At 49.2% G+C, this 25,421-nt stretch carries 23 protein-coding genes and 1 tRNA gene; 11 read left to right on the forward strand and 13 right to left on the reverse strand.

Going from position 1 to position 25,421, the window contains the following annotated elements:
* Nucleotides 1-48: 48 nt before the first annotated feature.
* The 3 genes from AKN87_RS00180 (at nucleotide 49) to AKN87_RS12270 (ending at nucleotide 2,053) form a co-directional block, all read left to right on the forward strand.
* The gene (locus AKN87_RS00180) at nucleotides 49-942 is read left to right on the forward strand and encodes an NAD(P)-dependent oxidoreductase (RefSeq protein WP_053102117.1); all 894 of its coding nucleotides are present in this window, start codon (nucleotides 49-51) and stop codon (nucleotides 940-942) included.
* On the forward strand, nucleotides 933-1,721 hold the full coding sequence (locus AKN87_RS00185; protein ID WP_053102118.1) for a hydroxypyruvate isomerase family protein: 789 nt from the start codon (nucleotides 933-935) through the stop codon (nucleotides 1,719-1,721). Before AKN87_RS00180 ends, AKN87_RS00185 begins: the two co-directional genes overlap by 10 nt.
* Nucleotides 1,722-1,882: 161 nt before the next feature.
* Entirely contained in the window at nucleotides 1,883-2,053 is a 171-nt protein-coding gene (locus AKN87_RS12270) for a hypothetical protein (RefSeq protein ID WP_158487632.1), read from the forward strand.
* A gap of 90 nt (nucleotides 2,054-2,143) precedes the next feature.
* Here AKN87_RS12270 and AKN87_RS00190 read toward each other — a convergent pair whose 3' ends face one another.
* The gene (locus AKN87_RS00190) at nucleotides 2,144-2,806 is read right to left on the reverse strand and encodes a Bax inhibitor-1/YccA family protein (RefSeq protein WP_053101472.1); all 663 of its coding nucleotides are present in this window, start codon (nucleotides 2,804-2,806) and stop codon (nucleotides 2,144-2,146) included.
* Nucleotides 2,807-2,928: 122 nt separating this feature from the next.
* Here AKN87_RS00190 and AKN87_RS00195 point away from each other — a divergent pair.
* A tRNA-Ser gene (locus tag AKN87_RS00195) sits at nucleotides 2,929-3,016 on the forward strand.
* A gap of 281 nt (nucleotides 3,017-3,297) precedes the next feature.
* Here AKN87_RS00195 and AKN87_RS12395 read toward each other — a convergent pair.
* The 10 genes from AKN87_RS12395 to mnmC form a co-directional block, all read right to left on the reverse strand.
* On the reverse strand, nucleotides 3,298-3,633 hold the full coding sequence (locus AKN87_RS12395) for a YdcA family protein (RefSeq protein WP_080995566.1): 336 nt from the start codon (nucleotides 3,631-3,633) through the stop codon (nucleotides 3,298-3,300).
* Between the two features lie 152 nt (nucleotides 3,634-3,785).
* Nucleotides 3,786-4,310, reverse strand: coding sequence for a macro domain-containing protein (locus AKN87_RS00200; RefSeq protein WP_053102119.1), 525 nt, complete (start codon nucleotides 4,308-4,310; stop codon nucleotides 3,786-3,788).
* Between the two features lie 195 nt (nucleotides 4,311-4,505).
* Nucleotides 4,506-5,792 (reverse strand): glutamate-1-semialdehyde 2,1-aminomutase, encoded by a 1,287-nt coding sequence (hemL, locus tag AKN87_RS00205; protein WP_053102120.1) that lies wholly within the window; start codon nucleotides 5,790-5,792, stop codon nucleotides 4,506-4,508.
* A gap of 27 nt (nucleotides 5,793-5,819) precedes the next feature.
* Nucleotides 5,820-6,437: a thiamine phosphate synthase gene (gene thiE / locus AKN87_RS00210; RefSeq protein ID WP_053102121.1), complete on the reverse strand. Its 618-nt coding sequence runs from the start codon at nucleotides 6,435-6,437 to the stop codon at nucleotides 5,820-5,822.
* Nucleotides 6,437-7,252 carry a bifunctional hydroxymethylpyrimidine kinase/phosphomethylpyrimidine kinase gene (locus AKN87_RS00215; protein WP_053102122.1) on the reverse strand — a complete coding sequence of 272 codons (816 nt, stop codon included), beginning with the start codon at nucleotides 7,250-7,252 and terminating at the stop codon, nucleotides 6,437-6,439. The genes thiE and AKN87_RS00215 overlap by 1 nt, the downstream gene beginning before the upstream one ends.
* Before the next feature lie 34 nt (nucleotides 7,253-7,286).
* Nucleotides 7,287-8,306, reverse strand: coding sequence for a DNA polymerase III subunit delta (gene holA, locus AKN87_RS00220; RefSeq protein WP_053102123.1), 1,020 nt, complete (start codon nucleotides 8,304-8,306; stop codon nucleotides 7,287-7,289).
* A gap of 51 nt (nucleotides 8,307-8,357) precedes the next feature.
* On the reverse strand, nucleotides 8,358-8,963 hold the full coding sequence (locus AKN87_RS00225) for an LPS-assembly lipoprotein LptE (protein WP_053102124.1): 606 nt from the start codon (nucleotides 8,961-8,963) through the stop codon (nucleotides 8,358-8,360).
* 57 nt (nucleotides 8,964-9,020) lie between these two features.
* A complete protein-coding gene (gene leuS, locus AKN87_RS00230) occupies nucleotides 9,021-11,639 on the reverse strand; it encodes a leucine--tRNA ligase (protein ID WP_053102125.1) in 2,619 nt (872 codons plus the stop codon).
* Nucleotides 11,640-11,843: 204 nt separating this feature from the next.
* Entirely contained in the window at nucleotides 11,844-12,671 is an 828-nt protein-coding gene (locus AKN87_RS00235; RefSeq protein ID WP_053102126.1) for a YdcF family protein, read from the reverse strand.
* Between the two features lie 35 nt (nucleotides 12,672-12,706).
* A complete protein-coding gene (gene mnmC / locus AKN87_RS00240) occupies nucleotides 12,707-14,659 on the reverse strand; it encodes a bifunctional tRNA (5-methylaminomethyl-2-thiouridine)(34)-methyltransferase MnmD/FAD-dependent 5-carboxymethylaminomethyl-2-thiouridine(34) oxidoreductase MnmC (RefSeq protein ID WP_053102127.1) in 1,953 nt (650 codons plus the stop codon).
* Between the two features lie 210 nt (nucleotides 14,660-14,869).
* On the opposite strand from mnmC, the gene AKN87_RS00245 reads away from it, so the two are divergent.
* The 6 genes from AKN87_RS00245 to AKN87_RS00270 all read left to right on the forward strand — a co-directional run bounded on the left by AKN87_RS00245 (nucleotide 14,870) and on the right by AKN87_RS00270 (nucleotide 23,026).
* The gene (locus AKN87_RS00245; RefSeq protein WP_053101483.1) at nucleotides 14,870-15,529 is read left to right on the forward strand and encodes a GntR family transcriptional regulator; all 660 of its coding nucleotides are present in this window, start codon (nucleotides 14,870-14,872) and stop codon (nucleotides 15,527-15,529) included.
* A 2-nt stretch (nucleotides 15,530-15,531) separates the two neighbouring features.
* Nucleotides 15,532-19,026, forward strand: a complete 3,495-nt coding sequence (gene smc / locus AKN87_RS00250; protein WP_053102128.1) for a chromosome segregation protein SMC — start codon at nucleotides 15,532-15,534, stop codon at nucleotides 19,024-19,026.
* A gap of 80 nt (nucleotides 19,027-19,106) precedes the next feature.
* Entirely contained in the window at nucleotides 19,107-20,825 is a 1,719-nt protein-coding gene (gene aceK, locus AKN87_RS00255) for a bifunctional isocitrate dehydrogenase kinase/phosphatase (RefSeq protein WP_053102129.1), read from the forward strand.
* 8 nt (nucleotides 20,826-20,833) lie between these two features.
* Nucleotides 20,834-21,343 (forward strand): CinA family protein, encoded by a 510-nt coding sequence (locus tag AKN87_RS00260; RefSeq protein WP_053102130.1) that lies wholly within the window; start codon nucleotides 20,834-20,836, stop codon nucleotides 21,341-21,343.
* A gap of 96 nt (nucleotides 21,344-21,439) precedes the next feature.
* Entirely contained in the window at nucleotides 21,440-22,480 is a 1,041-nt protein-coding gene (recA, locus tag AKN87_RS00265; protein WP_053101487.1) for a recombinase RecA, read from the forward strand.
* Between the two features lie 84 nt (nucleotides 22,481-22,564).
* Nucleotides 22,565-23,026: a regulatory protein RecX gene (locus AKN87_RS00270; protein ID WP_053102131.1), complete on the forward strand. Its 462-nt coding sequence runs from the start codon at nucleotides 22,565-22,567 to the stop codon at nucleotides 23,024-23,026.
* Nucleotides 23,027-23,036: 10 nt separating this feature from the next.
* On the opposite strand, the gene AKN87_RS00275 is transcribed toward AKN87_RS00270, so the two are convergent.
* Together AKN87_RS00275 and AKN87_RS00280 are read right to left on the reverse strand one after the other, a co-directional pair.
* Entirely contained in the window at nucleotides 23,037-23,498 is a 462-nt protein-coding gene (locus AKN87_RS00275; RefSeq protein ID WP_053102132.1) for a DUF2489 domain-containing protein, read from the reverse strand.
* 9 nt (nucleotides 23,499-23,507) lie between these two features.
* A complete protein-coding gene (locus AKN87_RS00280) occupies nucleotides 23,508-23,993 on the reverse strand; it encodes an LEA type 2 family protein (protein WP_053102133.1) in 486 nt (161 codons plus the stop codon).
* Nucleotides 23,994-24,111: 118 nt separating this feature from the next.
* Between AKN87_RS00280 and AKN87_RS00285 the strand changes: the two genes are divergently transcribed.
* Nucleotides 24,112-25,419, forward strand: coding sequence for a DEAD/DEAH box helicase (locus tag AKN87_RS00285; protein WP_053101491.1), 1,308 nt, complete (start codon nucleotides 24,112-24,114; stop codon nucleotides 25,417-25,419).
* Nucleotides 25,420-25,421: the final 2 nt, after the last annotated feature.

The raw sequence follows: 25,421 nt of genomic DNA on the forward strand, positions 1-25,421 counted from the left end.
CGCTATCATACCGTGAAATAAAAAATCGCCCAACTAAAGGAGAACACAATGGCTGAGCCTAAGCTAAGTATTGGTTTTGCAGGTATTGGCTTAATGGGGCTGCCGATGACGCAGCGGTTGTTGCAGGCAGGTTATGCTGTTCAGGTGTGGAATCGCAGCCCAGAGAAGCTAGCACCTTTGTTGGCCTTAGGTGCCACTGCCGCTAATCACAGCCACGAGTTATTACACAATGAGGTGGTGTGTTTGTGCTTAGCCGATACAGAGGCGGTTAAGCAAGTGGTTTATGGCGAGCAGGGTCTATTGAGCGCAAGTCAGCGGGATAAAATTATTATTGATTTTTCTAGTGTCAAACCTGACTTTACTCAACAGGTCAGTCAAGAACTGTTCACCAAAGCAGGGCATCGTTGGTTGGATATTCCGGTTTCTGGTGGTGTGCAGGGCGCGGTAAATGGCAGCTTGGTGATGATGGCAGGCGGTGATCAAGCTGCACTTGAGCAGGTTCGGCCACTATTGGCGCATTTATCATCTCGGGTCAGTTATATGGGGCCTTCGGGCGCTGGGCAAACCACTAAAATCTGCAATCAAATGCTAGTCGCCTCGAATGCCTTAGTGATTGCTGAAGTAGTGGCGTTGGCTAGTAAAGCAGGGGTGGATAGTATGCAACTTGCCAGTGCGTTAGCCGGTGGTTTTGCCGATAGCAAGCCGTTACAGATTTTGGCGCCACAAATGGCTAGCCGTAGCTTTGAACCGATTAAATGGCATGTGCGGACCCTGTTAAAAGATTTGGATATGGCTACTGAACTGGCAAAAAGCCTACAAACAGCCGTACCTATGAGTGGCTCAGCGGCTGAGTTAATGCGTTTGCACGCCAGCAATGGTTACGCCGATCAAGATCCCGCTACGTTAATTGAGCAGTACCTAAAGGAAGCCGCATGCAATTAGTTGCTAATTTATCGTTATTATTTACTGAGTTACCCCTGCTGGCACGGTTACAAGCGGCTAAAGCCGCAGGCTTTGACGCAGTAGAAATTCAGTTTCCCTATGAAGTACCTGCTTTGCAGCTTAAACAAGAATTGCAGCGCTGTGATTTAACTTTAGCGCTGATTAATTTGCCGGCAGGTGATTTGATGCAGGGAGGGCTTGGCTTGGCGTGTCGAGTAGAGCAACAAGCCGCCTTTAGACAGGCCCTTGATCAAGCAGTTAGTTATGCGCTTGTGGTACAGCCGAAAATGGTTAATGTCTTGGCTGGGCGTATTGTCAGTGAAGAGGAGCGTGCCATCGCGACGCAGCACTTAGTGACGAATCTACAGCGTGCAATTAATGCGTTTCAACCGTTACAGATTAAGGTGCTGTGTGAAGCGATTAATCCCCTTGATATGCCTAATTTCTTGATCAATACCCCAGAGCAGCTATTAGCAGTGATGCAAGCGGTAGAGAGTGAGTATTGTTTGGCACAATTAGATATTTACCATATGGCGCGCCAAGGGTTGGATCTAGTACAAAGTATTGAAAAACTGGCGGCGTATTTAGGCCATGTACAGTTTGCAGATTGTCCAGGTCGTGGTGAACCAGGCAGTGGCCAGTTGGATTTTACCCAAGTATTAACCACACTGAAGTCAGTAGGTTATCAAGGTTACTTAAGTGCGGAATATATACCGCAGCATGCGACCACGGACAGCTTGTTATGGAAATCAGTGTTTGAAAAGCAGCTAAAAGGATAAAGTTAGCAGCTAAAAGTTGCAAACTGGTAATAAGGTGTGCTATCTGCTATACTCTTTCACTTGCTTGGTGGTACTTCTCTTCGTTGTGGTCTCTTACTACAACAACGCTAAGCAGTAATATCCCCGCAGTCTTAGGCTGCCGATGGTTATGAGGTAGTGAAATGGATAGCAAGAAAATTAAAACAATATTTGCACAGGTAGTAACTGGCGTACAGATTGTTACAGGCACTTTTATTGATCAGTTAGCACGCACTCCGGCTGATGGTATCGACCAAGAACATCAGCTGTTAGTGGATGCGTGGAATCAAGTCACGACTCACGAGCGCAGCTAACCGTTAACGCTAGGCGTATTAATAGCGTATAAAAAATGCCCCGATTATAGTCGGGGCATTTTTTGTTTGGCTAGCTTAATAATAATGGGGTTAGTCGTTATTTAAGAAGCCAAAGATGCTTAATAAGCTGACGAACATGTTGTAGATCGAAACGAACAAGCTCACTGTTGCCATAATGTAGTTACGCTCGCCACCATGGATGATGTTGCTGGTTTCAAACAAAATAGCTGCGGAGGAGAACAGTACGAAGCCTGCACTGATTGCAATTTGCATTGCAGGTAACTGAAAGAAGAAGTAGTTACCAATGACTGCAGCCAACAGCACAAAAAAGCCGACCACTAAGAAGCCGCTTAAGAAGCTCATGTCTTTACGGGTGATCAGCACAAATGCGGATAAACCGGCAAATGCTACGGCTGTCATGGTGAAGGCCGATAAGACCACATCCGGTGAAACTTTTAGGTAGTAACCTACCAATGGGCCAATGGTAAAGCCCATAAAGCCGGTTAGAGCAAAGGCTGCCAGCAAACCCCAGCCAGAGTTTTGTAGCTTAGCGGTAAGAAAAAATAGGCCATAAAAGCCAATTAGGGTGCCAATAAAGCCAAGTCGCGGAATTCCCGCTTGTTGGGTGAAGAAAGCAACCAGCGCACTGAAGGCGAGGGTTAAAGCCAGCAAACCGTAAGTATTGCGTAGTACGGCACTGACTTCGGTGCGCTCAACATGAGCATCAACCATGTAATCCGAAGGTCCACGCATAGGTTATCTCCTTTTGTTAGACGTATAAGAGTGGATTGCACGCATCATAGCAAAGAAAAATGACAAATAGAGGAAAAACATTTGACAGAATTTTTCTAGGCTGTAGAATGTCGCGCTGTAACGGAGGAGTGGCCGAGCGGCTGAAGGCAACGGTCTTGAAAACCGTCGATGGGCAACTATCCGTGAGTTCGAATCTCACCTCCTCCGCCATATCAAATACTAAACCCCTGATTTTAAGGGGTTTTTTTATGCCTGTATCTTTTGGTATACACAACGGTAAGAGCATGTGTTTCTTATGCTGTTTGACTGATTAAGTTATTGCGGCATTAGGCTATGTTTGGCGTTTGGCCTGATATTTAGTTTCGGCGTAGCTATTCGCTAGCTCATATCAAAATGGATCTCTAGCTCAATAGTAAGGCTGCTGCATAGCGTTAGTGGCGCAGTCTTTGTATCTCTGGGGCAGGCCTAAACAGCGCTGATGCAAAGTGCAGCTACTTTCTCCTGTAACTCTTATTTCCACTAGGTGTAATGCAGTATACGCCGCCACGTGGGCCGGTGCAGAAGTTGCCAGTACCACAAGCACAGTTACTTGAGCCAGAATTAGCTTTGGCTGCGCTATAGGCGCGATTGATGGTGTTGGTGGTTGAATTGCTGCCTGTAAATACGGCAGAGCAGTTGCGCTTGGATCCGCTGATAGAGCCATCATTACAGACAAAAGTAGCGCCATTGCAGTGGCTGATTCCACCTTTAGCGCCCGAGCAAGGAAAGTTTGCGGCTATAGCTTGAGTAGTTATAGATAGTGTTAGCAGGCCAAATGCCTGAAAAATAAGCGCAGCTTAGGCATGCCTAGCTTCCTTGGGCTGAATAAACTGAGCGGCATTCTCATCTATTCCATTATGTTTTGCTACTCAGTTCATGCAAGTCAGTGCTGGCTTTGTTTACATTACTGTTGATACTGGCTTATCAGAATGAGTAAACATTAATTTTGGGGCATGAAATAGCCAGCAGCTTGATAAGCCTTAAGCATGGTGGGCTCATGGCAGACTAAAATGATGCGGTTAACATAGTTGGTTTGTGGAAGGTGGGTGGTTAGGCTGGTTAAGGCGACTTTGGCAACTAGATCTTTATTGAGGCCATGAATGCCAGTAGCCAGTGCCGGAATCGCCACTGAGTGCAGTTGCAGTTGGTCGGCAAGCCTTAAAATATTTTGGTAAGTTTGCGCCAAGAGTTGCTCGGGATTAGGTGCAAGCCAATTAGGAGTCACCGCGTGTAGTACATACTGGTAATCTAGGTTGCCAGCAGCAGTAGCGGAAACGCTAGAGACAGGGCGCTTGCCGAGAGAGTGGTAGAGTTGTAAGCATGCTTGGGTTAGATCAGGACCTGCTTTTTTATGGGTGAGATAACAGAGCCCGCTACCAGCTTGTAGTGTTTCATGGGCGGGGTTGACCATAGCATCTGCTGTGACGTTAAAAATATCGGCGACCACTAAATAAATTTGTTTCATGTTTACTCCAGTGAATAATTTCTCCTGTTAACGGTTTGAGCAGGTTGTAATACATCACTGAAGAGAGTTGTTTTAGGTTACAGAGTGTTTCTAAAGCTGCATCGGTTTAAAGAGGTTCGGCGTGAGGGCAGCAGGCACAAAAAAGCCGGCGAACGGGTTATCGTTCGCCAGCTAGCAAGGATAAACGCTGTGCTTTTACTTCAGCTGAGCAAAGGCTTTTTCAGCAGCGTCTAGGGTGATTTGCAGTTCGCGCTCGCCCATGGCGATGGAGGTAAAGCCAGCTTCAAAAGCGCTTGGCGCTAAGTACACACCGCCGTCAAGCATCAAGTGGAAGAACTTGCCGTACTTTTGTGCATCGCTAGTCATCACATCATCAAAGCAGGTGATTTCTTTACGCTCAGTGAAATACAGGCCAAACATGCCTGCACCGGCTTGGGTGGTAGTGAAGGGAACACCGGCTTGATCGGCCAGTTGCTGTAAGCCTGCTAGCAGTTTTTGGGTGTAATTCGTCAGCTCATCATAGAAACCTGGGCGCTGAATTAGCTCAAGTGTGGCTAAACCGGCGGCCATGGCTAATGGGTTACCGGATAAGGTGCCGGCCTGATACACAGGGCCTAAAGGCGCAATGTGATTCATAATTTCTTGCTTACCGCCGAAGCATCCCACAGGCATCCCGCCGCCAATCACTTTACCGAAGGTTGAAAGATCTGGAGTAACGCCGTAATAACCTTGGGCACCACCTAGGCTTACGCGAAAACCGGTCATTACTTCATCAATGATAAAGACCACGCCGTATTGATCGCACAGTTGCCGTAATCCCTGTAAAAAGCCTCCAGCAGGAGGCACGCAGTTCATGTTGCCAGCCACTGGCTCAACAATAATACAGGCCACTTCATTGCCAACTTCAGCTAAACATTTAGCCACTGCTTCTAAGTCGTTATAGGGTAGGGTGATGGTGTGTTGGGCAAAAGCAGCGGGTACGCCCGGTGAACTAGGTACCCCTAAGGTCAGGGCACCAGAGCCAGCTTTAACTAATAAGCTGTCGGAGTGGCCATGGTAGCAGCCTTCAAACTTAATAATACTGTCGCGACCTGTATAGCCACGGGCTAAGCGAATGGCGCTCATGGTGGCTTCGGTACCGGAGCTGACCATGCGCACCATGTCCATCGATGGCACCAGTTGGCAGACTAAATCAGCCATTTCAACTTCTAGTGCGGTTGGAGCACCGTAAGACAAACCGTGATCTAACTGCTTACGTACGGCCTCTAAGACATCCGGATGGCTATGACCTAAAATCATCGGCCCCCAGGAGCCGATGTAGTCAACGTATTGTTTATTGTCTTCATCGGTGACGTAGGCACCGCTGGCGTGCTTGATAAATAATGGCGTACCACCCACTCCTTTAAAGGCGCGAACCGGTGAGTTAACACCACCTGGGATATGTTTTTGAGCATCGGTAAATAGCTCTGCAGAGCGTGACATATAAAAACCTCTTAAGTCATCTGTGGGTTAGGCAAAAAGTTGGCAGAAGGCACGGGCACGTTGTTCTACTTCGCTGGCAGATGCAGCGGCAAAGAGTGCATGCACTACGGCTAAGGCATCAGCGCCTTGGCTAATTAACTGGCCGCCATTGTCTAAGTTTATCCCGCCAATGGCTACTAGAGGCAGGTTAAATTGTTGACGGGCGGTGGCGAGTAATTCGGAGGTAGCGGTAGGTGCTGCCGGCTTGGTGTGGGAGTTAAAAAAACGGCCAAAGGCGATATAGCTAACTTGCTGGGCAATTGCTTGCTTTGCTAAATCGAGGCTCGCGTGACAGGTGGCACCAATGATGGCCTCGGCACCTAATTGCTGGCGCGCTTGGGCTAAGTTGCCGTCTTCTTGCCCTAGGTGTACCCCCACGCCCAGTTGTGTGGCCAATGCCAAATCGTCATTAATTAATAGCTGAGCCCCATATTGGGCACATAACTGTTGAAGCGCGCTGGCTTCATCTAAGCGACGTTGGGCGTCTTGGCTTTTATCGCGATACTGCAAAATGCGCATGCCTCCTTCTAAGGCGGCTTCACAGTAGGGTAGTAATCGGCCATCAGCTAACAGTTGGGTATCGGTAATTCCGTATAAGCCATGCATTAGTTACAGTAATCCAAGGGGAGTCGACGGGGGATATGCTGACCGCGGCCTGGGGCCTCGGCATCGCGCAGACAGCGCCAGGTGTAGTTCAAAGCTTGCTCTACGGCGTTGCTTAAATCTAAGCCACGCGCCAGCAGCGCGCTTAGGGCGCTGGCTAAGGTGCAGCCCGAACCATGATACTCGCCAGGTAAGCGAGCATTGACAAAGGTTTGCTGGGTGCCATCTTGATGATACAGGCGATTATGTACTTCTTGTTCGGTTCCATGCCCGCCCGTGATCAGTAAATGTTTACAGTGCTTAAGTAACACCGCGGCGCATTCATCGGCGCTACCTTCTGGCAGTTCGGCTAAAATTTGTGCTTCTGGCAGATTAGGCGTACATAGGGTCGCTAGTGGAAAAATCTGCTCCCGAATAGCGTAGCCCACATCATTGGGTCCTAAGGAACCGCCGCCACCGGCACGTAACACCGGATCACACACCAGCAAAGCCTCAGGCTGTGCTTGAATAATCTCAGCAACACACTCAACCATGGCTAAGGAGCCAAGCATTCCCAGTTTGATCGCCGCGATCGGCAGGTCTTGGCTGATTGCGGCAGCTTGGGCTTTAACCCAGGTTGGATCAAGGATCTGAAAATCACGGACATCAACGGTGTCTTGAATGGTTAGAGCAGTGACTGCCGGCGCAGCATGGCCACCATTGGCCATAATGGCTTCAATATCTGCCTGTAAACCAGCGCCGCCTACAGGGTCATGGCCAGATAAACACAGCACAATCGGACGATTAGGGCGTGAGGCAAAAGCAAAGGGGTTTAACATAGCAATACCAATCAAGCGAAGAATGGAAAGTTAATTACTGGGTGAAAATAGGCTGCCCAGCTAATTTAAGCAAGACCTCAGTGAGTGTTGACCAAGCATCGCCTGGGGCTTGGCCTTTGCCTTGTTCATCAATTTGTTGAGCGAGCAAAAACAGTGGAGCCAAATCCTTGGGGGTTAAACGCTTAAGGGCTTGGGCAAATAGGGTCTTACGCGGTGCGGGCCACACATGACGTAGTGCGGCATCTATTCCCAGTTGCTGAGCTTTTTGGCTGGCTTGAGCTAGTTGCCTAAGATCACGGGCTACGGCCCATAACAATAAGGGAATTTCGGTTCCTTCGTGGCGCAATCCATTAATGATTCGCACGGTCCGAGCAATATCGCCGGCCAGTGCAGCGTCAGTTAGGCTAAATACATCGTAGCGCGAGCTATCAGCAATCGCTGCTTGAATAACAGCTAAGGACAGGTGGGTTTCATCGGTTAATAGTTTGAGTTTTTCAATTTCTTGCACTGCGGCTAATAAGTTGCCTTCTACTCGGGTGACAATTAACTCCAGCGCGTCGAGATCAGCACTGAACCCTTGTTGGCTTAAACGCTGCTGAATCCAAGCCGACAAGCCATGGCGAGCAATCGGTTGGACCTGTAGCAGCGCGCAGTCTTGACTGTCGAGTAGTGCTTTGGCCCACTTGGTTTTTAAGGTGGCACTATCAAAGCGAGGGCTATTGATTAGCAGTACTGTATCGGCTGGAGGACGAGCCAGATACTCTTGTAAAGCTTTAGCGCCTTTATCGCCGGGTTTGCTGCTGCTCAAACGTAGTTCGATTAAACGCTTTTGGGCAAACAAGGATAAGCTGGCGCCGGCCTCATACAACAGCCCCCAGTCAAAGGAGCGATCAGCATTGAGCACTTGGCGCTCATCAAATCCTTGTTGGCGGCAAGTTGCGCGAATTTTATCGCAGGCTTCTTGGCAGAGCAGCAGCTCATCGCCACTGACCCAGTAAACTGGCAGTAGCTTTTGCTGTAGTTGTTGGCTGAGTTTATCGGTTTTAAGTTGCATACGTATAAGATACACGACATAGCCAAAAGGTATGCCGTGTATCTACACCCATCAAGGAATTTGAATGGGGGATTGTTGTGGTGCAGTCAGCTTGTCACGCACTTGTTTAGCACGGGCTTCCGCCTCGGCTGCTGCAGTGGCTTTACGCTCGGCCTCACGTTGCAGTTGATCTAGTCGCTCCGGAGTAATCATTTGCAGACGCATCGCCACTTGCTCGACTAACTCACGCTGCATTTCAGCACGCAGCATGCTGGCTTCTTGATTAGAGCCACCTAAGTTATTGGAGTCATAGGAGTAAGTACGCTCGACTTCTACTTGTTCTGTGAGTAGTAGCAGGTTGTTACGACCAAGAATCTCAAAGTCAGCTTGGGTGGTTAAAGTAATTTCAGCGCTACGGGTACCGGCAGTGTAGCTGGCGGTCCGTTGTGAACGTTGCTCACGACTGATGTGTAAAGTGTAGGGTGCGGCACTTGATACAGTGACCTTGTTCGCCTCTAAACGTTTACGTACCGCTTGCGCTAGATCGCCGTAAGCATCGCGGGCAGTGACGTTAATTTCTTGTAAGGCAAATTGAATAGCCCCAGTGCCACGTAAATGAAAACCGCAAGCGGTTAACAATAAACTTAAGCTAAGTAGAGCCAGTGTACGTTTTAACATAAGGATATCCTGTAAAGCTGCACCAGCGATTAGGCCAAGTGCAGCATGGGGCTAAGTTTAGTTGGCAACAATATTAACCAGTTTGCCTGGAACCACAATCACTTTACGGATGGTTTGCCCCTCGGTAAAGCGTTGGACGTTTTCGTTGGCACGTGCTTCGGCTTCTACTGCTTCACGCGAAGCGTCAGCGGCAACTTCAATTTGTCCGCGGAGCTTGCCGTTGACTTGCACCACTAACGTCAGGGTGTCTTGTACTAGAGCAGACTCATCGGCAACTGGCCATGGGGTATCAATCACATCGGTACTGTGACCTAGGTTCTTCCACAGCACATGGCACATATGGGGAATGATAGGCGCCAGCAACAACACAATGGCTTCTAAACCTTCTTGAATCAGCGCGCGATCTTGCTCAGTCGCAGTCGGGGCTTTTTCTAAGACATTCATCAGGCTCATGGTTTGTGCAATCGCGGTATTGAACTTGCGGAACTGCCCCACATCCTGGCTGGCATGTTTAATGGCGGCATGAGTAGCGCGGCGAATATCCTTTTGCGCATCGGTTAAATTCGCTAGCTCAAGGGCGGCTGGGATACCTTGGCTAACGTGTGCATGGGCTAAACGCCAAATACGACGTAAATAGCGACTTGCACCTTCAACTCCAGCGTCAGTCCATTCAAGGTTTTGCTCGGGGGGAGCGGCAAACATCATAAATAAACGACAGGTATCGGCACCGTACTGATCAATCATAAACTGTGGATCAACACCGTTATTTTTTGATTTAGACATTTTCTCGGTGCCGCCAATTACTACCGGCTCGCCATCGGCTAAAAGCTTGGCCGATACCGGCTTACCTTTGGCATCGTACTCCACCTCAACTTCGGTGGGGTTGTACCACACCCGAGCGCCGTTAGGTTGCAGACGATAGTAGGTTTCAGCAATCACCATGCCTTGGGTGAGCAAGTTAGCGAAGGGCTCATCACCTTTAACTAAACCTTCATCGCGCATCAGCTTATGGAAGAAGCGCGCATAGAGTAAGTGCAAAATTGCGTGCTCAATACCACCAATGTACTGATCGACAGGTAGCCAGTGATCAGCTGCATTTTTTTCAACTAAGCCTTGGTTGTACTGTGGGGAGGCGTAGCGCGCGTAGTACCAAGACGACTCGACAAAGGTGTCCATGGTATCGGTTTCACGACGTGCGTCGGCACCACAGGTTGGGCATTGGCACTGATAGAACTCAGGCATTTTGTTTAAAGGATTACCCGCGCCATCAGGAATCACATTTTCTGGCAATACCACCGGCAGCTGATCTTCTGGAACCGGCACATCACCGCAGCTTGGGCAGTGGATAATAGGGATCGGGCAGCCCCAGTAACGTTGACGGCTAATGCCCCAGTCGCGTAAACGGAACTGGGTTTTGCGCTCACCATGTTGTGTTTTCTCTAACTCAGCAACAATTGCATCGAAGGCTTCTTGGTAGTTGAGGCCATTGTATTGCTCGCTGTTAACGGTGACTAAGCCATCTTTTGCAGCATACCAGTCTTGCCATTGCTGGCTAGAGAAGGTGTTGTCGCCGTCTTTGGGCTGATACACCTGAATAATCGGTTGCTGGTACTTGTTAGCAAACTCAAAGTCGCGCTCATCGTGGGCAGGAACTGCCATTACTGCGCCTTCGCCATAGCCCCACAGCACGTAGTTGGCAACAAAGACCGGTAGTTTTTTGCCGTTGAGCGGATGAATAACATACTGGCCAGTGGCGAAGCCTTTTTTCTCCATAGTCGCCATATCGGCTTCTGCTACAGAGCCTGCTTTACACTCAGCAATAAAATCACTTAACTTCGGATTGTTTTCAGCGGCACGTTGAGCCAATGGGTGCTCGGCCGCTACTGCCACATAGGTTGCGCCCATTAACGTATCGGGACGAGTGGAGTAGACCTTAAGCTGACCTGCCATACCAATGCTGTCAACGTCGTAATCAAAGACGATATCAGCCCCAAAGCTCTTACCAATCCAGTTACGCTGCATGGTTTTTACTTGCTCTGGCCAGCCCGGCATATTATCTAGGCTTTCCAATAGCTCATCGGCATAGGCGGTGATTTTAAAGTAATACATCGGGATTTCGCGCTTTTCAACCAGCGCATCACTGCGCCAGCCGCGGCCATCGATTACTTGCTCATTAGCCAGTACCGTTTGGTCCACTGGGTCCCAGTTTACGGTGCCTTTTTTCTGATAGATGATGCCACGCTTATATAAGCGGGTGAACAGAAATTGCTCCCAATGATAGTAATCAGGCTTGCAGGTGGTAATTTCCCGCGACCAATCAATGGCCAAACCTAAGCGATTAAACTGCTCTTTCATGTAGGCCATGTTTTGGTAGGTCCACTCAGCGGGCGCTACTTTATTTTGAATCGCTGCGTTTTCAGCAGGCATTCCAAAAGCATCCCAGCCCATGGGTTGCAGGACATTTTTACCTAGCATCCGATGGTAACGGGCAATCACATCACCGATGGTGTAGTTGCGCACGTGGCCCATATGCAGGCGACCACTGGGATAAGGAAACATCGAGAGGCAGTAATAGGGCTCTTTGTTGCTATCTTCGGTGACTTCAAAGGATTTATTTTCTGCCCAATACTCTTGCGCAGAGGCTTCAACTTCAAGGGGTAAATACTGTTCTTGCATGGTTCTTTTTTCAAAAGTAGTTAAAAAAACGGTGGCCGCGCGGGCAATGCTTGGTATTTGCGTAATCTTGCAGTGAGCCAGAGGTTTCTACCACGAAGCACTGCTAAGCCTAATAAAGCCGCTTATATTTAAGCGAATGGGGAAAGAAGTTACGACAAATCGCGCGTATTAAAAATATTTGCTTAGCATACATGAGCCAGCCCTTTAAGGGGAAAAACTGGTTAAATGTTTTTCTGTAACAGAGTCACTCATGTTTGGCTTAGGTCGGCTATAGGCATAGGGATACAATAGTTGGCCGGCTAGTTCATTAAGCAGTTGCACATTGTGCCAAATAGCTTGGGCCTCAGGTAACCAGCCACCGAGCGGTCGTTGGTTGATCGGGGTTAAAAAGTTGGAAGGGGCACTAATCACCTGAAACCCTGCTTGTTCAAAACTCCAGCGTGAGCGCGGCATATGCCACGCTTGAGTCACTAGAACCACACGTGTTTTGTTCAGGGGTAGTAGGATTGCTGCAGAGTCAGTGGCATTTTCCCAGGTGGTACGGCTGCTGCCTTCAACCCACTCAGTCGGTACTGATAAATCTTGGGCCAAACTATCGGCCATAATCTGGGCTTCGCTCGGCTCGCGAGTGCCTAAGTGCAGTCCGCCAGAGGTCAAGATAGGCAGACCTGAGGCCTTAGCTAAACGTGCGGCGTACCGTAGGCGTTGCAAGGCATTGACCGAGGGCTGGTCGGTAAGGTCATAGGCTGGATCGGCAAATTCTCGACCTGCGCCTAATACCACAATAGCATCTGCCTGCTGTGCTAACTGGGCCCACTGGGCTTTCGGCAGTGCCGGTTCAGTTTCTAAATAGCGGGCTAAGTGTTCAGTCAGTACAGGGGTGCCGAGCAGATAAAAGCCTAGAAAGCTGATGCCTAAACTGAGGCTAGACAGTTTGGGCAGTCGCTGGCGCAGCAGTATTCCAAGCAGTAACAGCAGCAATAAACCGCCAGGTGGCAGCAGCAGTGATTTGATAACAAAGCGTAGCAGCATCGGTCGTCCTTGGAGTTCTTAAGGGAAAAGTTAAGTTACAGGTTTTTCATCAACTGGCGCACTAAAAAGCGATTAGGATGACAGGCTTGAGCCAGATTGTGGCTGACTGGTAAGGCTTCTTGGGTAATCCAAGCGGCCAGTAGCTCACCGGCTAGTGGGGCACTAATTAAGCCGCGCGAACCATGGCCTAAATTCACAAACAAGCCCGTTTGCCAAGTGCAGGGTGCATTAAGTGTGCGCTTCGCATTTTTTCGGAGGGCCGCATAATCGGTTAAAAAAGCCTCGGGCTCTGCCACAGGGCCAATCAGGGGTAAATAATCAGGGGTGGTGCAGCGAAATGCAGCATGCCCACTGAGCTCGGTGCTGGCTAAGCTGGCGGCTAAATCTGGATTAATCGCAGCCACATGCTGCAGGTTTTGCTGTTGCTCACTTGAGGTTAATTGGCTGTGGTGTTGCTGAAAATCGAAGCTAGCGCCACAGGTATGTAGCCCTAAATAGGGCGGAGCAATATAACCTTCGGCGCAGACTACCGTTTGCAATTGCCTTGACTGAGCAGAAGGGCGCAGCGTGGTGGTTTGCCCGCGAATCGGCTTGAGCGGTAAATGTGCCGTTTGGGCGAAATGCTGCGCCTGATGGGCATTGGCGATAATTAACACCGGGGCCTGTGCCAATAGGTGCTGCTGAGCATACAGCTGCCATTGCTGCTGATGATACTTAAGGCTATCTACGCTTTGCCCTAAGTGCAGTTGAATATTGGGGTGCGTAAGCAGCGCCTGACACAATGCGCGCGGACTGACCCAGCCAGATTCCGGATAAAATAATGCAGGCTTATCCAAAGGGATACCGGCTTGCGTGGAGGCTTGCTCGGCGCTTAACGCCTGTACCAGTGAGTCTGGAAAACACTGAGTTAATTCTTGCTGACGGGCTTGGGCTTTGCTGTTATGCGCCAACTGTAAAACGCCACAGGCATCCCAATGGCTTGCGTCTAGTTGATGGCTTAGCCAGCGGCGCGTATAGCCAAAACCTGCAAGTACTAACTCGGTCAGGGCCGTGCCGTGGGCTGAGAGTTTCAGATACAGCACACCTTGATGATTGCCCGAGGCGGCACTGGCAAGTGCAGGTGCTTGATCAAGCACCTGCACTTGCCAGCCGCGAATAGCCAAGCTGTAAGCGCTGGCGGCCCCCGCTAAGCCGGCGCCAATCACGATGGCTTGTGGTGCTGTCGACATTGCGCGGGGACGGGCAAACCAAGCAGGTAAAGGTGAGTGCTTTAGGCTGCACGCATTAAATTGGCCTTGTAACATTTCGCGTTTAGTACCAAATCCTGGGCAACGCTGCATAGCAAAACCGGCGGCAATTAAGCCGCGCCGAACAAAGCCGGCACTGGTAAAGGTGGCTAACGTAGTGTGAGGGTGAGAGAGGCGCGCCAGTTGCTGGAAGAGCTGCTGATTCCACATGTCTGGGTTTTTTGCAGGGGCAAAGCCATCTAAAAACCACGCATCGACTTGAGCATCTAGCTGGGCAAGACCTTGAATTGCATCATCAATTATTAAGGTAAGGCGCACCCGGCCCTCGGCAAAGATAAAGTGCTGAAAGCCTGGTTGCACTGCTTGATACTGAGCGCAGAGCTCAGCGGCCAGCTCTGCCAGTTCGGGCCATAAAGCTAAGGCTTGCTTTAAATCAGTAGCAGACAGCGGAAATTTTTCTACGCTAATAAAGTGCAGCTGTGCGGTGGGTGGTGCCTCGGCTAAAAATGCTTGATAAGTGCATAAAAAGTTGAGCCCGGTGCCAAACCCTGTTTCACCAAGGGTGCAGCAGCTATTGGGTGCAAGCTTAGCAAAACGCTCAGGAAAACCATTGTGCTGCAAAAATACATAACGGGTTTCGGCTAGGCCATTGGCTTTGGAAAAGTACACATCATCAAACACCGTCGAGGACGGTAGACCTTCAGCATCCCATTCGAGTTTGGCGTGTAAGGGGTCTGGCATAACAAGCTCTTAGTGATTTAGCAGTAACATAAAGCCGCAGTTTACCTTAATTAGCAGCGCTAAAGACACGTGAACGAGCAGTTCTGGTTGTTACCTCAAGCAGTGAAATAGGTATACTTCATGCTTTAAGGTGCTCAGATAGAGTTGTTCTTTCGATAATAAAATCAATGAGTGAATGCATTGGCAGCCACTGAGTAGTTGGGAGAAGCTATGAGTCAGAAAAGTTCGGGCAATCTTGCAGAACAGATCGCTGCAAATTTAGGTGAGCGAATTATTTGTGGGGAGTTAACCAGTGGTACACCGATTCGTGAGCAAGCGGTTACGGCTGATTTACAGGTCAGTCGTGGTTCCGTTCGCGAAGCGCTACTTATTTTGCAGCGTCAGCAGTTAGTGGATATTTTTCCGCGTCGGGGTGCCCAGGTAAAACAATTAACCACCGAAAACGTGGGAGCACTGTACGAGTTTAGCAGCATGCTTTACACCCAGCTGGGAACCTTCACCGCCCAGCGTTGGCAAACCGAGTCACAATTGATGGTGTTTGTTGATGTAAGACGCCAGCTAGAGCACAGTATGCAGCAGCGTAACTTGCGTGGTTTTGTTGAGCATAGTTTTGCTATTTTACGTGCTGCTGGGCCAATTGCGGGTAATCCATTTTTAATGCAGGCGATTGAAAACCTGATTCCAGCGATTAGTCGTACCTATCATATGGCGCTTGAGCGTCGCCGGGATGAAATGGCCAGCTTTACCCGCAAGTTTGATCGCTTATTAATGGCGGTGCGCGAACGCGATATTCCCTTACTTGAAGAAGTGGTTAAAGAGTATAATCAGCACAATTGTGAATTAGTGCTGGCATCTTTGGCTGAGGGTTAGGTTTGCGTCTCAAGTGTATTCGTTTAGCGGGTTTTAAATCCTTTGTGGATCCAACCACCGCTTACTTTCCAAGTAATATGACCGCGGTGGTCGGCCCGAACGGATGCGGTAAGTCTAATGTGATTGACGCAGTGCGCTGGGTACTTGGTGAAAGCTCGGCAAAAAATTTACGCGGTGAATCGATGACCGATGTCATCTTCAATGGCTCCAATACCCGTAAACCTATCTCTCAAGCCAGTATCGAACTGGTGTTTGATAACAGTGCCGGCGGTCTGTTAGGCGAGTACGCAGCCTATAGCGAAATTTCGGTACGCCGCTTGGTGAGTCGCGATGGGCAAAGCAGCTACTTTCTTAATGGCACTAAGTGTCGGCGCCGAGATATTACCGATATTTTCTTAGGCACCGGTTTAGGCCCGCGCAGTTACGCCATTATCGAGCAAGGAATGATTTCGCGCTTGGTGGAGGCCAAGCCAGAAGAGCTGCGGATTTTTTTAGAAGAAGCCGCAGGAATTTCTAAATATAAAGAGCGTCGGCGCGAGACCGAAAATCGTATTCGACGCACTGAAGAAAACTTAGCGCGTTTGACTGATTTACGCCAAGAGTTGGGGCGTCAAGTCGAGCGTTTAGAGCGTCAAGCCGCGGACGCTAAGACTTATACCGAATTAAAAAGCCAAGAACGGCAGCTCAAGGCGCAATTAATGGCGCTGCGTTGGCGGGCATTAGATGCCGAAGTGCGGCAACGTGATCAGGCGTTGCAGTTACAAGAGCTGGAATTAGAGCGCTTGATCAGTGAGCAGCGCCAAGCCGATGCACTGATTGAGCAGTATCGTCAGCAGCACTTTGAGCAAAACGAGGCCTTTAATCGACAGCAAGCCTTGTTTTATAGTGTTGGCGCTGAAGTGGCCAAGCTTGAGCAAAGCATTAACCATCATCATCAGCAACAACGTAAGTTGCAGCAACAAGCCTTAGAGGCTGAACAGCAACAGCGCAGCTTGGCTGAAGAGTTAGCACAAGATCAGCTTACCTTAGAAAGCTTAATTGCTGAGCTGGCTGAGTTAGAACCTGAAGCTCGTTTACAGCAAGAGCAGGTAGCCGCTTTTCGCTTAGAACTGGAGACGTTAGAGGCCGAGCAGCTGCAATGGCAACAAAGCTGGGAGGTGTTTACTGAGCAGCATGCAGCGGCGCTCCATCAGGCAGATCTTGAACAAAACCGCATTCAGCAAACTGAAGTGCAGCTGAGTCGTTATGCTGAACGCTTACGGCGTCATCAAGATGAAGCGCAACTACTCAATATTCATCAGCAACAACAGGCCCTAAGCGAGAATGTAGCGCAGCAAACGCTACTTGCTGAGCAGCAAGCCGAGCTGGCACTCAGTCTAGAAGGGGTGCAGGAGCAGCTGAGCCAACAACATGCACGAATTGAGCAGAGTCTGCAGTTAGTCGAGCAGCACAGCGCCGCTCAGCAGCGCTTGATTGGACAGCAGGCTTCATTACAAGCCTTACAAGAAGCCGCTTTAGGCACTGATAATCAGCAATTAGTCCAGTGGTTGCAGCAACAACAGTTGCAAAATCTAGCCAGCTTGGCTGAGCAATTAACTGTTGAACCGGGCTGGGAAGCAATATTAGAGGCGTTATTAGGCGCTCAGCTGCAAAGCTTTTGTAGTACATCGCTACCTTATGCTGCCTTTGCTAGTGCACCGCCGGAGAGCGTCAGTTTCATTACGCCAAGCACCGCTTCCCTGCCTGCAGCAGAAGATGAGCTGCTGGCAAAAGTGAAGTGTGCCTATGATTTAAGTCCTTGGCTGGCAGGGATTAAAACGGCTGATAGTTTCGCCCAAGCTCAAGCGCAGTTGGCAACGCTGCAGGCGGGAGAGTCAATCGTCACTGCTGAAGGCTATTGGTTAGGCGCCGGCTTTATACGTTTTTTTGCCGCAGATGCCCAGCAAGCGGGAGTGTTACAGCGTGCTCAGCAGTTGCAAGCATTAGAATTACAGCTGCAGCAGCTTACCCAAGAGCTGGCCCGGGCCAAGCAAGCCTTGCAACAGCAACAGGCGCTGTTAGTGGATTTAGAGCAGCAGCGGCAACAGTTATTAGCTACGCAACAGGGATTGGCGAACGAGCAGGCGCAGCAGCAGGCACAAAGTAGTATTTTGCAGGCTCGAGTGGAGCAGTTGCAGCAACGTCAGCAGCAGTTACAGCAGGAAATGGGTGAGTTAGAGGAAAACATTAGCCTTGAGCAAGAGCAACTGGCCGAGGCAAGGCTCACATTGGAGCAGGCCATTGAGCAGATGGCTGATCACACCCAGCACAAACAAAAGCTAGAGCATACCCGCGAGCAGTTAACCGCGCAACTGCGGATGTTGCGTCAACAGGCACAGCAGGCGCAGCACAGCCAGCATCAGCTTGAATTGCAATTAAACACCTTGCGTGCTCAGCGTCAGTCAACTGAGCAAGCCTTAGCCCGTACTGCGCAACAGGTGGCGCGAGCCGGTAGCCGGCATCAGCAATTACAGCTCGAGTTAGCTGAGCAAGGAGATCCGGTAACAGAGCTGCAAGCCCTACTTGAAGAGCAGCTTGCCGAGCGCTTGCTGGCCGATGAAGGCTTGCGCGAAGTGCGGCAGCAGTTAGAGCAGATAACCGCGCAATTGCGCCAACAAGAACAGTCACGCTTAACTTTTGAGCAGCGGGTGCAGCAGTTGCGTGACAGTGTGCAACAGGCTCAATTAGCAGGGCATGAGTTGATGGTGCGGCGGGATAATCAGCAAGAGCAGGTTCAAGACAGTGGTTTTGCTCTAGCCGCGTTACTTGAGTTGCTCCCCGCAAGCGCAGTGATCAGTGATTGGGAACAAGAGCTGCAACAGGTGGCCGAAGCCATTGAGCGCTTAGGTGCAATTAACTTAGCCGCCATTGAAGAGTTTCAGTTGCAGTCTGCGCGCAAAGCTTATCTGGATGCCCAAGATGCCGACCTGAACGAAGCATTGCATACGCTACAAACGGTGATTGAGAAAATTGATCAGGAAACGCGTCAGCGTTTTCGCGACACCTTTGAGCGAGTAAATAGTGGTTTGCAGCGTTTATTTCCTAAGGTGTTTGGTGGTGGAAATGCCAGCTTAGAGCTAACCGGTGATGATTTATTAAGCACCGGAGTGGCGATTATGGCCCAGCCACCAGGCAAGAAAAACAGCACCATTCACTTATTGTCGGGCGGTGAAAAAGCGCTCACCGCGTTATCTTTAGTGTTTGCGATTTTTCAATTAAATCCTGCACCATTTTGCATGCTCGATGAGGTGGATGCGCCCTTAGATGACGCTAACGTGGGGCGCTATGCCAATCTAGTTAAAGAAATGTCAGATAGCGTGCAGTTTATTTATATCACCCACAATAAGATCGCTATGGAAAAAGCCGATCAGTTATTAGGGGTCACTATGCATGAGCCAGGTTGCTCTCGTTTGGTTGCGGTTAACGTAGAAGAGGCTGCTGCGCTGGCAGAGAGCTAGTCTGTTGCAAAGAAACTTGCTGCAGTTGCTGTTCTCTCGGTAAGCTCAGGTTATTTACTTTATTCTCAAGGACTGTATCTATGGTTATTGCCTGTCCTGCCGTTGCCTTAGCGCGGCAAATACTTGAAGGCTTTGATGATTATCGCGATCGCTTTCGTGATATTACCAATGAGGCGCGTAAGCGTTTTGAGCAAGCTCAGTGGCAAGAAATCCAACAAGCCGCCGCCGCTCGAATTCAACTCTATAAAGAGTGTGTAGCCACTACCCGTGATCAATTAATTAACGATTATGGCGAAGCGGTGTTACTGAATATTGACTGCTGGCCAGATATAAAACGCTCCTATATTGGGCAAATTGATTTAAGGCTGGATGATGAGTTATCCGAAACGTGGTTTAACTCGATTTTTAACTCCTTATTTAGTCATGATTTAATCACTGATGAATGCATGTTTGTGACCAGTACTCGAGCGGAACTGCATCGCAATGACACGCCCATGCAAATTCGAATTTATCGACCTCAAGGTGATCTGCACGCAGCGCTGCAAAAAATTTCTGAAGACTACCAGTTTAGCGTGCCCTATGCTGATCAGGCCGGTGATGTCGAGCGCTTAGAGGCTCAGCTGCGTAAAAACTTGCCCGATTGGGTCTGCAAAGATACCGACCTAACCATTGAGTTATACAGCTCTCGGTTGTACCGCAATAAGGGTGCCTATGTGGTGGGGCGCATCTTTACCCAAGACGAGCAATGGCCGTTAGTGATCGCCATTGTTAATCGTGAGGGCGAAGGGATTCGGTTAGATGCGGCGATTGTCGATGAGGCGGAGGTATCGATTATCTTCTCCTTTACCCGTTCTTACTTTATGGTGCGCGTGGCGTATCCGGCTGAGTTTGTTAACTTTCTGCAGCGTATTTTACCGCGTAAAGATATTTCTGAGCTCTACACCTCAATTGGTTTTTACAAGCAAGGTAAAACGGAGTTTTACCGTAATTTACGTCGCCATTTAGAAACCACTGATGATCGCTTTATGATGGCGCCGGGGATTCGAGGCATGGTGATGACGGTCTTTACGCTGCCAGGCTTCAGTACGGTATTTAAGCTGATAAAAGATCGCTTCTCGCCTTCTAAAACCGTTGATCGAGCGACCGTCTTGGATCGTTATCGCCTAGTTAAGCACGTGGATCGAGTGGGGCGTATGGCCGATACTCAAGAGTTTACGGATTTGCGCTTTCCTAAGGAGAAGTTTGATCCTGAGTGTTTAGCCGAGCTGCTTGAAGATGCACCCAGTACGGTTGAGGTGCAGGATGATGAGGTGCTGATTCGACACTGCTGGACTGAGCGGCGAATGATTCCGCTGAATATTTACTTAGAAAATGCCAGTGAAGAGCAAACCCTAAATGCGCTAGAAGATTATGGCATGGCAATTAAACAGTTAGCGGCGGCCAATATTTTTCCAGGCGACATGCTGTTGAAAAACTTTGGTGTTACCCGCCATGGTCGCGTGGTTTTCTATGACTATGATGAAATCTGTTATCTGACTGAAATAAACTTTCGCGATATCCCAGAGCCACGTTATCCAGAAGATGAATTTGCCGCAGAGCCTTGGTACTCGGTAGCGCCAAATGATGTGTTTCCTGAGGAGTTTCCCCGATTTTTGTTTACTGATATCAAATTGCGCCGGATCTTTAGCAAGCTGCATGGCGATCTGTTTACTGCCAAATACTGGAAAAGTTTACAAGACGCCATTTTGGCCGGCAAAGTGATCGATGTGTATCCCTATAAACGTAAACATATCGAGTGAGATTAAGGATGCCAAGCGATCAATCACAGATTACTCAGCTGGCGGCTAGGCTTGGAGAGTTGCTGCTGGCGCAACAAGCAGTTGTTACCACCGCTGAGTCATGTACTGGCGGTGGAATTGCTGAGGCAATCACTCGGATTGCCGGTAGTTCAGCGTGGTTTGAAGCGGGTTGGGTTACCTATTCCAATGCGCAAAAGCAAGCGCTGCTGGCGGTGCCTGAGCAAACGATAGTCAGCTATGGTGCTGTCAGTGAACCTGTGGCTAAAGCCATGGCTGAAGGAGCGCTTGTTAGGGCGCAAGCTGAGTTATCGGTTGCAGTGAGTGGCATTGCAGGGCCTGGTGGTGGTACGCCACAAAAGCCGGTAGGTACTGTCTGTTTTGCTTGGTGTAAAGGGGCAATAAGTTATACCCATACCTATGTATTTGCTGGAGATCGGCAGCAGGTGCGGGCGTACACGGTACAGACTGCACTTAAGGGGTTAATTCAGTTGCTGGAAACCGATAAGCTACTAGACTGAATGAGGAAAAGGTTTGCACCTCGAATTAAAATCAGTGATAATACTGGTTAACTATACAGTAATGGCGAAAGCCCTAAGTATGCATGAGGTTTCATAATGGATGAGAATAAAAAACGCGCGCTAGCGGCAGCGCTTGGCCAAATTGAGCGTCAGTTTGGTAAGGGCGCGGTGATGCGGATGGGTGATCACGAGCGTCAAGCAATTCCTGCGATCTCAACGGGTTCATTAGGGCTGGATATCGCTTTAGGCATTGGTGGTTTACCTAAGGGCCGTATTGTTGAAATTTATGGGCCTGAGTCCTCTGGTAAAACCACGCTCACACTATCGGTCATTGCTGAAGCCCAAAAACAAGGGGCAACCTGTGCCTTCGTTGATGCTGAGCATGCGCTAGATCCTGAGTATGCAGGCAAGTTGGGAGTCAATGTTGATGATCTGTTAGTTTCCCAGCCAGATACTGGTGAGCAAGCACTGGAAATCACCGACATGTTAGTGCGTTCTAACGCCGTTGATGTGATTGTGGTGGACTCAGTTGCCGCGCTAGTACCTAAAGCCGAAATTGAAGGCGAAATGGGGGATACCCACGTCGGACTGCAAGCGCGCTTAATGAGTCAAGCTTTACGTAAAATCACCGGTAACATCAAAAATGCCAATTGCTTGGTGATCTTTATTAACCAAATTCGGATGAAAATCGGGGTTATGTTTGGTAACCCTGAAACCACTACCGGCGGTAATGCACTGAAATTCTACTCTTCGGTGCGTTTAGATATTCGCCGGATTGGCGCAGTTAAAGAGGGTGATGAAATCACCGGTAGCGAAACACGGGTAAAAGTGGTGAAAAACAAGGTGGCGCCACCATTCCGTCAGGCTGAATTCCAGATTATGTATGGTCGTGGAATTTATCGTACCGGCGAAATTATTGATTTGGGTGTACAGCTAGGGTTGCTCGATAAAGCCGGTGCTTGGTATAGCCATCAAGGCACAAAAATTGGTCAAGGTAAGGCCAACTCGGCTCGTTATTTAGAAGAAAACCCAGAGCTATGCGCCAGTTTAGAAAAACAAATTCGTGAGCAACTATTATCGGTAGTGCCACCGGCAGCAGCGACAGAAGAAGAACCAGAACAGTCACCTGAAGAATAGCTAATTAGAGTCCCCTTTAAGCCTTGCTTAGCGTGCTGCTAGCAAGGCTTTTTTGTAGAAGAAAATAGGCATAAGGAGCTAGGCATGGTAGATGAGCAAGCTGTCAGTCAAGCACGTTTTGCAGCGATGAACTTATTGGCAAGAAGAGAGCATAGTGCGGCAGAGCTAGGGCAAAAGCTTGCTCAGCGCGAATTTGCCCCTGCAGTGATTCAGGCTGTAATTGAGCGCTTACAAGCCCAAGGCCTGCAGAGTGATGAGCGTTTTGTTGAAAGTTTTATCCGTGGTCGTGCTTATTCTGGTAAAGGACCGCTTCGACTCCGTGAGGAGTTGCAACATAAAGGCATTTCGCAGGAGCTGATTGCTGAAGGGTTGACCAACTTTGAGGGCGATTGGTCGGCTGTGCTGGAACAGGTGTGGCAGAAAAAATTTGGCCAGTTGCCCCAAGATCAGAAAGAAAAAGCTAAACAATTGCGCTTTCTAGCCTATCGTGGCTTTGCAGCGGCAGCGATTTTTAGTTTGTTTGATCGTTTGGCGGAGCAAGCCTAGTATGCCGAGTCTAAGAAGGGCGCGTTAGACTCTTGAGTAACGCCTCAACGGCAAGGTTCAGTGCGTGTTGGTGTGTGCTTTCTAGTTGACTAAATAGCTGTTCGTACTGTTTTTTCTCGGTTTTAGGTAAGGCTTTCCAAGCATCATGGGTTGGGATGTGCTGGGTGGCTTCGTAGATTTGATGTAGCACGTGAAATTCAGGCTGTTGTGAGTACAGCGGATCGAAGTTATCGAGCAACACTTTAAGCCGAATAGCGCCTTCAATCGTTGGCAACTGATGGGCTTGGTAAGATTTGGCAATAATCACTAAATCATTTTTAATTGACTGTAAGCGCGCTTCAGTTACCTGTTTGGTTGTCGCTTGGTTGTGCCATACCCGCTTCCACAGTATCAGGGCGTAGGCACTTAAGGTGGCAATAATCAGGAGCGCGATAATTAGCCAAAAAATCAAAGAGGTGGAGTGATTAAGCATAAATAACCATTAAAAACTATCGGGAGTCAGGGTGCCGTTACGTTGCACGTTAAACGATTGGCGGAAAAGTCTACCAGTACTTACTTCAGCTTGCAGTGAATACTGCACCGGCTCTGTGGGTTGTTTGATGGCGCTAATTAAAGTTTTTAGGTGTCGCCACAGGTTAGTAAACACAGGCAACTCGAGGTAGGCGTACTGGTGTGCGGGTACGTTCAGGTTAATATTGCGCTGATCGGTAGCCAGAGGAATGTCATTTAAGTTCAATTGATAGTTGATTTGTCGCAGAGATAACGGGCTGTCGTTGGGATTATCAATTCGAAAACGTAATAAAAACTCTTGCTCTAAGAGTTTGGCGCGTACTACTTCGGCGTCGACTAATTGGATCTCGGGAGATTGCAGGGCGGCCGATCGGCTTGCGCAGCCGGTGGCGCTAAGCGTTACAATAAGCGCCATTAACGTCAGTAGGAAGGTACGCGTTGCGGTCAATGCCATCATGAATATTTCCCTGTAACTACGTTGATTAATCTTTGCGCAAGGTAGCTAGGTCACATTAAATAAGCAACAGCCGCTAGCGAAAAGTTTTGGCTGGCTTCACTTTTTAGGAAAAACTTTCATGAATGGCTTTCAATCTTTAGGTATTACTAATCCTTGGTTAGAGCGCTTGGCTGAACTACAGCTTGCACAGCCGACTCAAGTTCAACAGCGCGGGATTCCTGCGCTACTTAAAGGGCAAGATATACTGGCGCTAGCGCCCACTGGCAGTGGTAAAACCTTAGCCTATCTATTACCGCTATTGCAGCGCTGGCAAACTACTGCGAGCAGACGCGAGAGTAATAAAACCAAGGTGCTGATTATGGTGCCGACCCGTGAGTTAGCTGAGCAGGTCTATCAAACTTTAATGAGTCTAAGCTTTGGTCATCCATTATCTGCACTGACTGCTTATGGCGGTGTCAGCATCAACCCGCAAATGTTGGCATTACGCAAAGGGCTCGACTTTCTGATTGGCACGCCTGGACGTTTACTGGACTTAATGCACAAGCGCGCATTGCAGTTAGATGGTGTGCAAACCTTGGTGCTTGATGAAGCGGATCGGATGCTAGATCTTGGTTTTAGCGACGAGGTGAATGCAATTTTGCGGGCGTTGCCTAGACGCAAGCAAGTGTTATGTTTTTCTGCTACCCGCTCGATACGTTTGAATGCTTTAGTTGAGCAGCTATTGCAGCAGCCGCTGACGATTGAGTTGGCCAGTGCGGCGCTTGAGCAAGCGCATATTACCCAGCAAATGCTGGTGGTTGATAAAAAGCAAAAAACTGAATTGCTGCTACAGCTATTGGCTCGACCCGCGCATCAGCGCCAGCAAGCGCTAATTTTTGTGCGCACCCAGCGCATGGCGAATCAGTTACTGGGCGTCTTGCAGGCGCAGGGTTATCATGCCGCGGCCTTACACGGTGAGCGTACTCAGGCACAGCGTTTGGAGGCCTTGCGCCAGTTTCAGGCAGGTGCCGTGCAGTATTTAATTGCCACCGATGTGGCTGCTCGTGGGTTAGATATAGCCGCCTTACCCTTGGTGGTGAATTTTGAGCTGCCAGATCAGGCGGAAGATTATGTGCACCGTATCGGGCGCACAGGTCGCGCCGGATTAATGGGCGTGGCGATTAGTCTGGTGGCGGCTGATGAGGTAGAGAAGCTGCTGGCAATTGAGCGGTTGCAGGGGCGGTTATTTAAGCGCGAAGAAGTGCTTGGCTTTGTCCCTGAGCATCGGGTGCCCGATACCCATTTAAGCCAAGGTGTTTTGAGTAAACAACGGAAAAAGCCCAGTGTGGCTAAGCCAGCAGCGCCGGATATAGTGAAACCCAAGGTTAATAAAGTTCGTCAAGCCCCAAGTTTTTTAACAAAAAAACCGAAACAGGGTAAAATCTAGGC

This window comes from Thiopseudomonas alkaliphila, assembly GCF_001267175.1.
Classification (GTDB): Bacteria; Pseudomonadota; Gammaproteobacteria; order Pseudomonadales; family Pseudomonadaceae; genus Oblitimonas; species Oblitimonas alkaliphila.

What these genes read in the sequence shown, in the direction of transcription:
- AKN87_RS00180 (WP_053102117.1), top strand. Translation starts at nt 49, where the DNA reads ATGGCTGAGCCTAAGCTAAGTATTGGTTTTGCAGGTATTGGCTTAATG.
- AKN87_RS00185 (WP_053102118.1), top strand. Translation starts at nt 933, where the DNA reads ATGCAATTAGTTGCTAATTTATCGTTATTATTTACTGAGTTACCCCTG.
- AKN87_RS12270 (WP_158487632.1), top strand. Translation starts at nt 1,883, where the DNA reads ATGGATAGCAAGAAAATTAAAACAATATTTGCACAGGTAGTAACTGGC.
- AKN87_RS00190 (WP_053101472.1), bottom strand. Translation starts at nt 2,806, where the DNA reads ATGCGTGGACCTTCGGATTACATGGTTGATGCTCATGTTGAGCGCACC.
- AKN87_RS00200 (WP_053102119.1), bottom strand. Translation starts at nt 4,310, where the DNA reads ATGAAACAAATTTATTTAGTGGTCGCCGATATTTTTAACGTCACAGCA.
- hemL (WP_053102120.1), bottom strand. Translation starts at nt 5,792, where the DNA reads ATGTCACGCTCTGCAGAGCTATTTACCGATGCTCAAAAACATATCCCA.
- thiE (WP_053102121.1), bottom strand. Translation starts at nt 6,437, where the DNA reads ATGCATGGCTTATACGGAATTACCGATACCCAACTGTTAGCTGATGGC.
- AKN87_RS00215 (WP_053102122.1), bottom strand. Translation starts at nt 7,252, where the DNA reads ATGTTAAACCCCTTTGCTTTTGCCTCACGCCCTAATCGTCCGATTGTG.
- holA (WP_053102123.1), bottom strand. Translation starts at nt 8,306, where the DNA reads ATGCAACTTAAAACCGATAAACTCAGCCAACAACTACAGCAAAAGCTA.
- AKN87_RS00225 (WP_053102124.1), bottom strand. Translation starts at nt 8,963, where the DNA reads ATGTTAAAACGTACACTGGCTCTACTTAGCTTAAGTTTATTGTTAACC.
- leuS (WP_053102125.1), bottom strand. Translation starts at nt 11,639, where the DNA reads ATGCAAGAACAGTATTTACCCCTTGAAGTTGAAGCCTCTGCGCAAGAG.
- AKN87_RS00235 (WP_053102126.1), bottom strand. Translation starts at nt 12,671, where the DNA reads ATGCTGCTACGCTTTGTTATCAAATCACTGCTGCTGCCACCTGGCGGT.
- mnmC (WP_053102127.1), bottom strand. Translation starts at nt 14,659, where the DNA reads ATGCCAGACCCCTTACACGCCAAACTCGAATGGGATGCTGAAGGTCTA.
- AKN87_RS00245 (WP_053101483.1), top strand. Translation starts at nt 14,870, where the DNA reads ATGAGTCAGAAAAGTTCGGGCAATCTTGCAGAACAGATCGCTGCAAAT.
- aceK (WP_053102129.1), top strand. Translation starts at nt 19,107, where the DNA reads ATGGTTATTGCCTGTCCTGCCGTTGCCTTAGCGCGGCAAATACTTGAA.
- AKN87_RS00260 (WP_053102130.1), top strand. Translation starts at nt 20,834, where the DNA reads ATGCCAAGCGATCAATCACAGATTACTCAGCTGGCGGCTAGGCTTGGA.
- recA (WP_053101487.1), top strand. Translation starts at nt 21,440, where the DNA reads ATGGATGAGAATAAAAAACGCGCGCTAGCGGCAGCGCTTGGCCAAATT.
- AKN87_RS00270 (WP_053102131.1), top strand. Translation starts at nt 22,565, where the DNA reads ATGGTAGATGAGCAAGCTGTCAGTCAAGCACGTTTTGCAGCGATGAAC.
- AKN87_RS00275 (WP_053102132.1), bottom strand. Translation starts at nt 23,498, where the DNA reads ATGCTTAATCACTCCACCTCTTTGATTTTTTGGCTAATTATCGCGCTC.
- AKN87_RS00280 (WP_053102133.1), bottom strand. Translation starts at nt 23,993, where the DNA reads ATGATGGCATTGACCGCAACGCGTACCTTCCTACTGACGTTAATGGCG.
- AKN87_RS00285 (WP_053101491.1), top strand. Translation starts at nt 24,112, where the DNA reads ATGAATGGCTTTCAATCTTTAGGTATTACTAATCCTTGGTTAGAGCGC.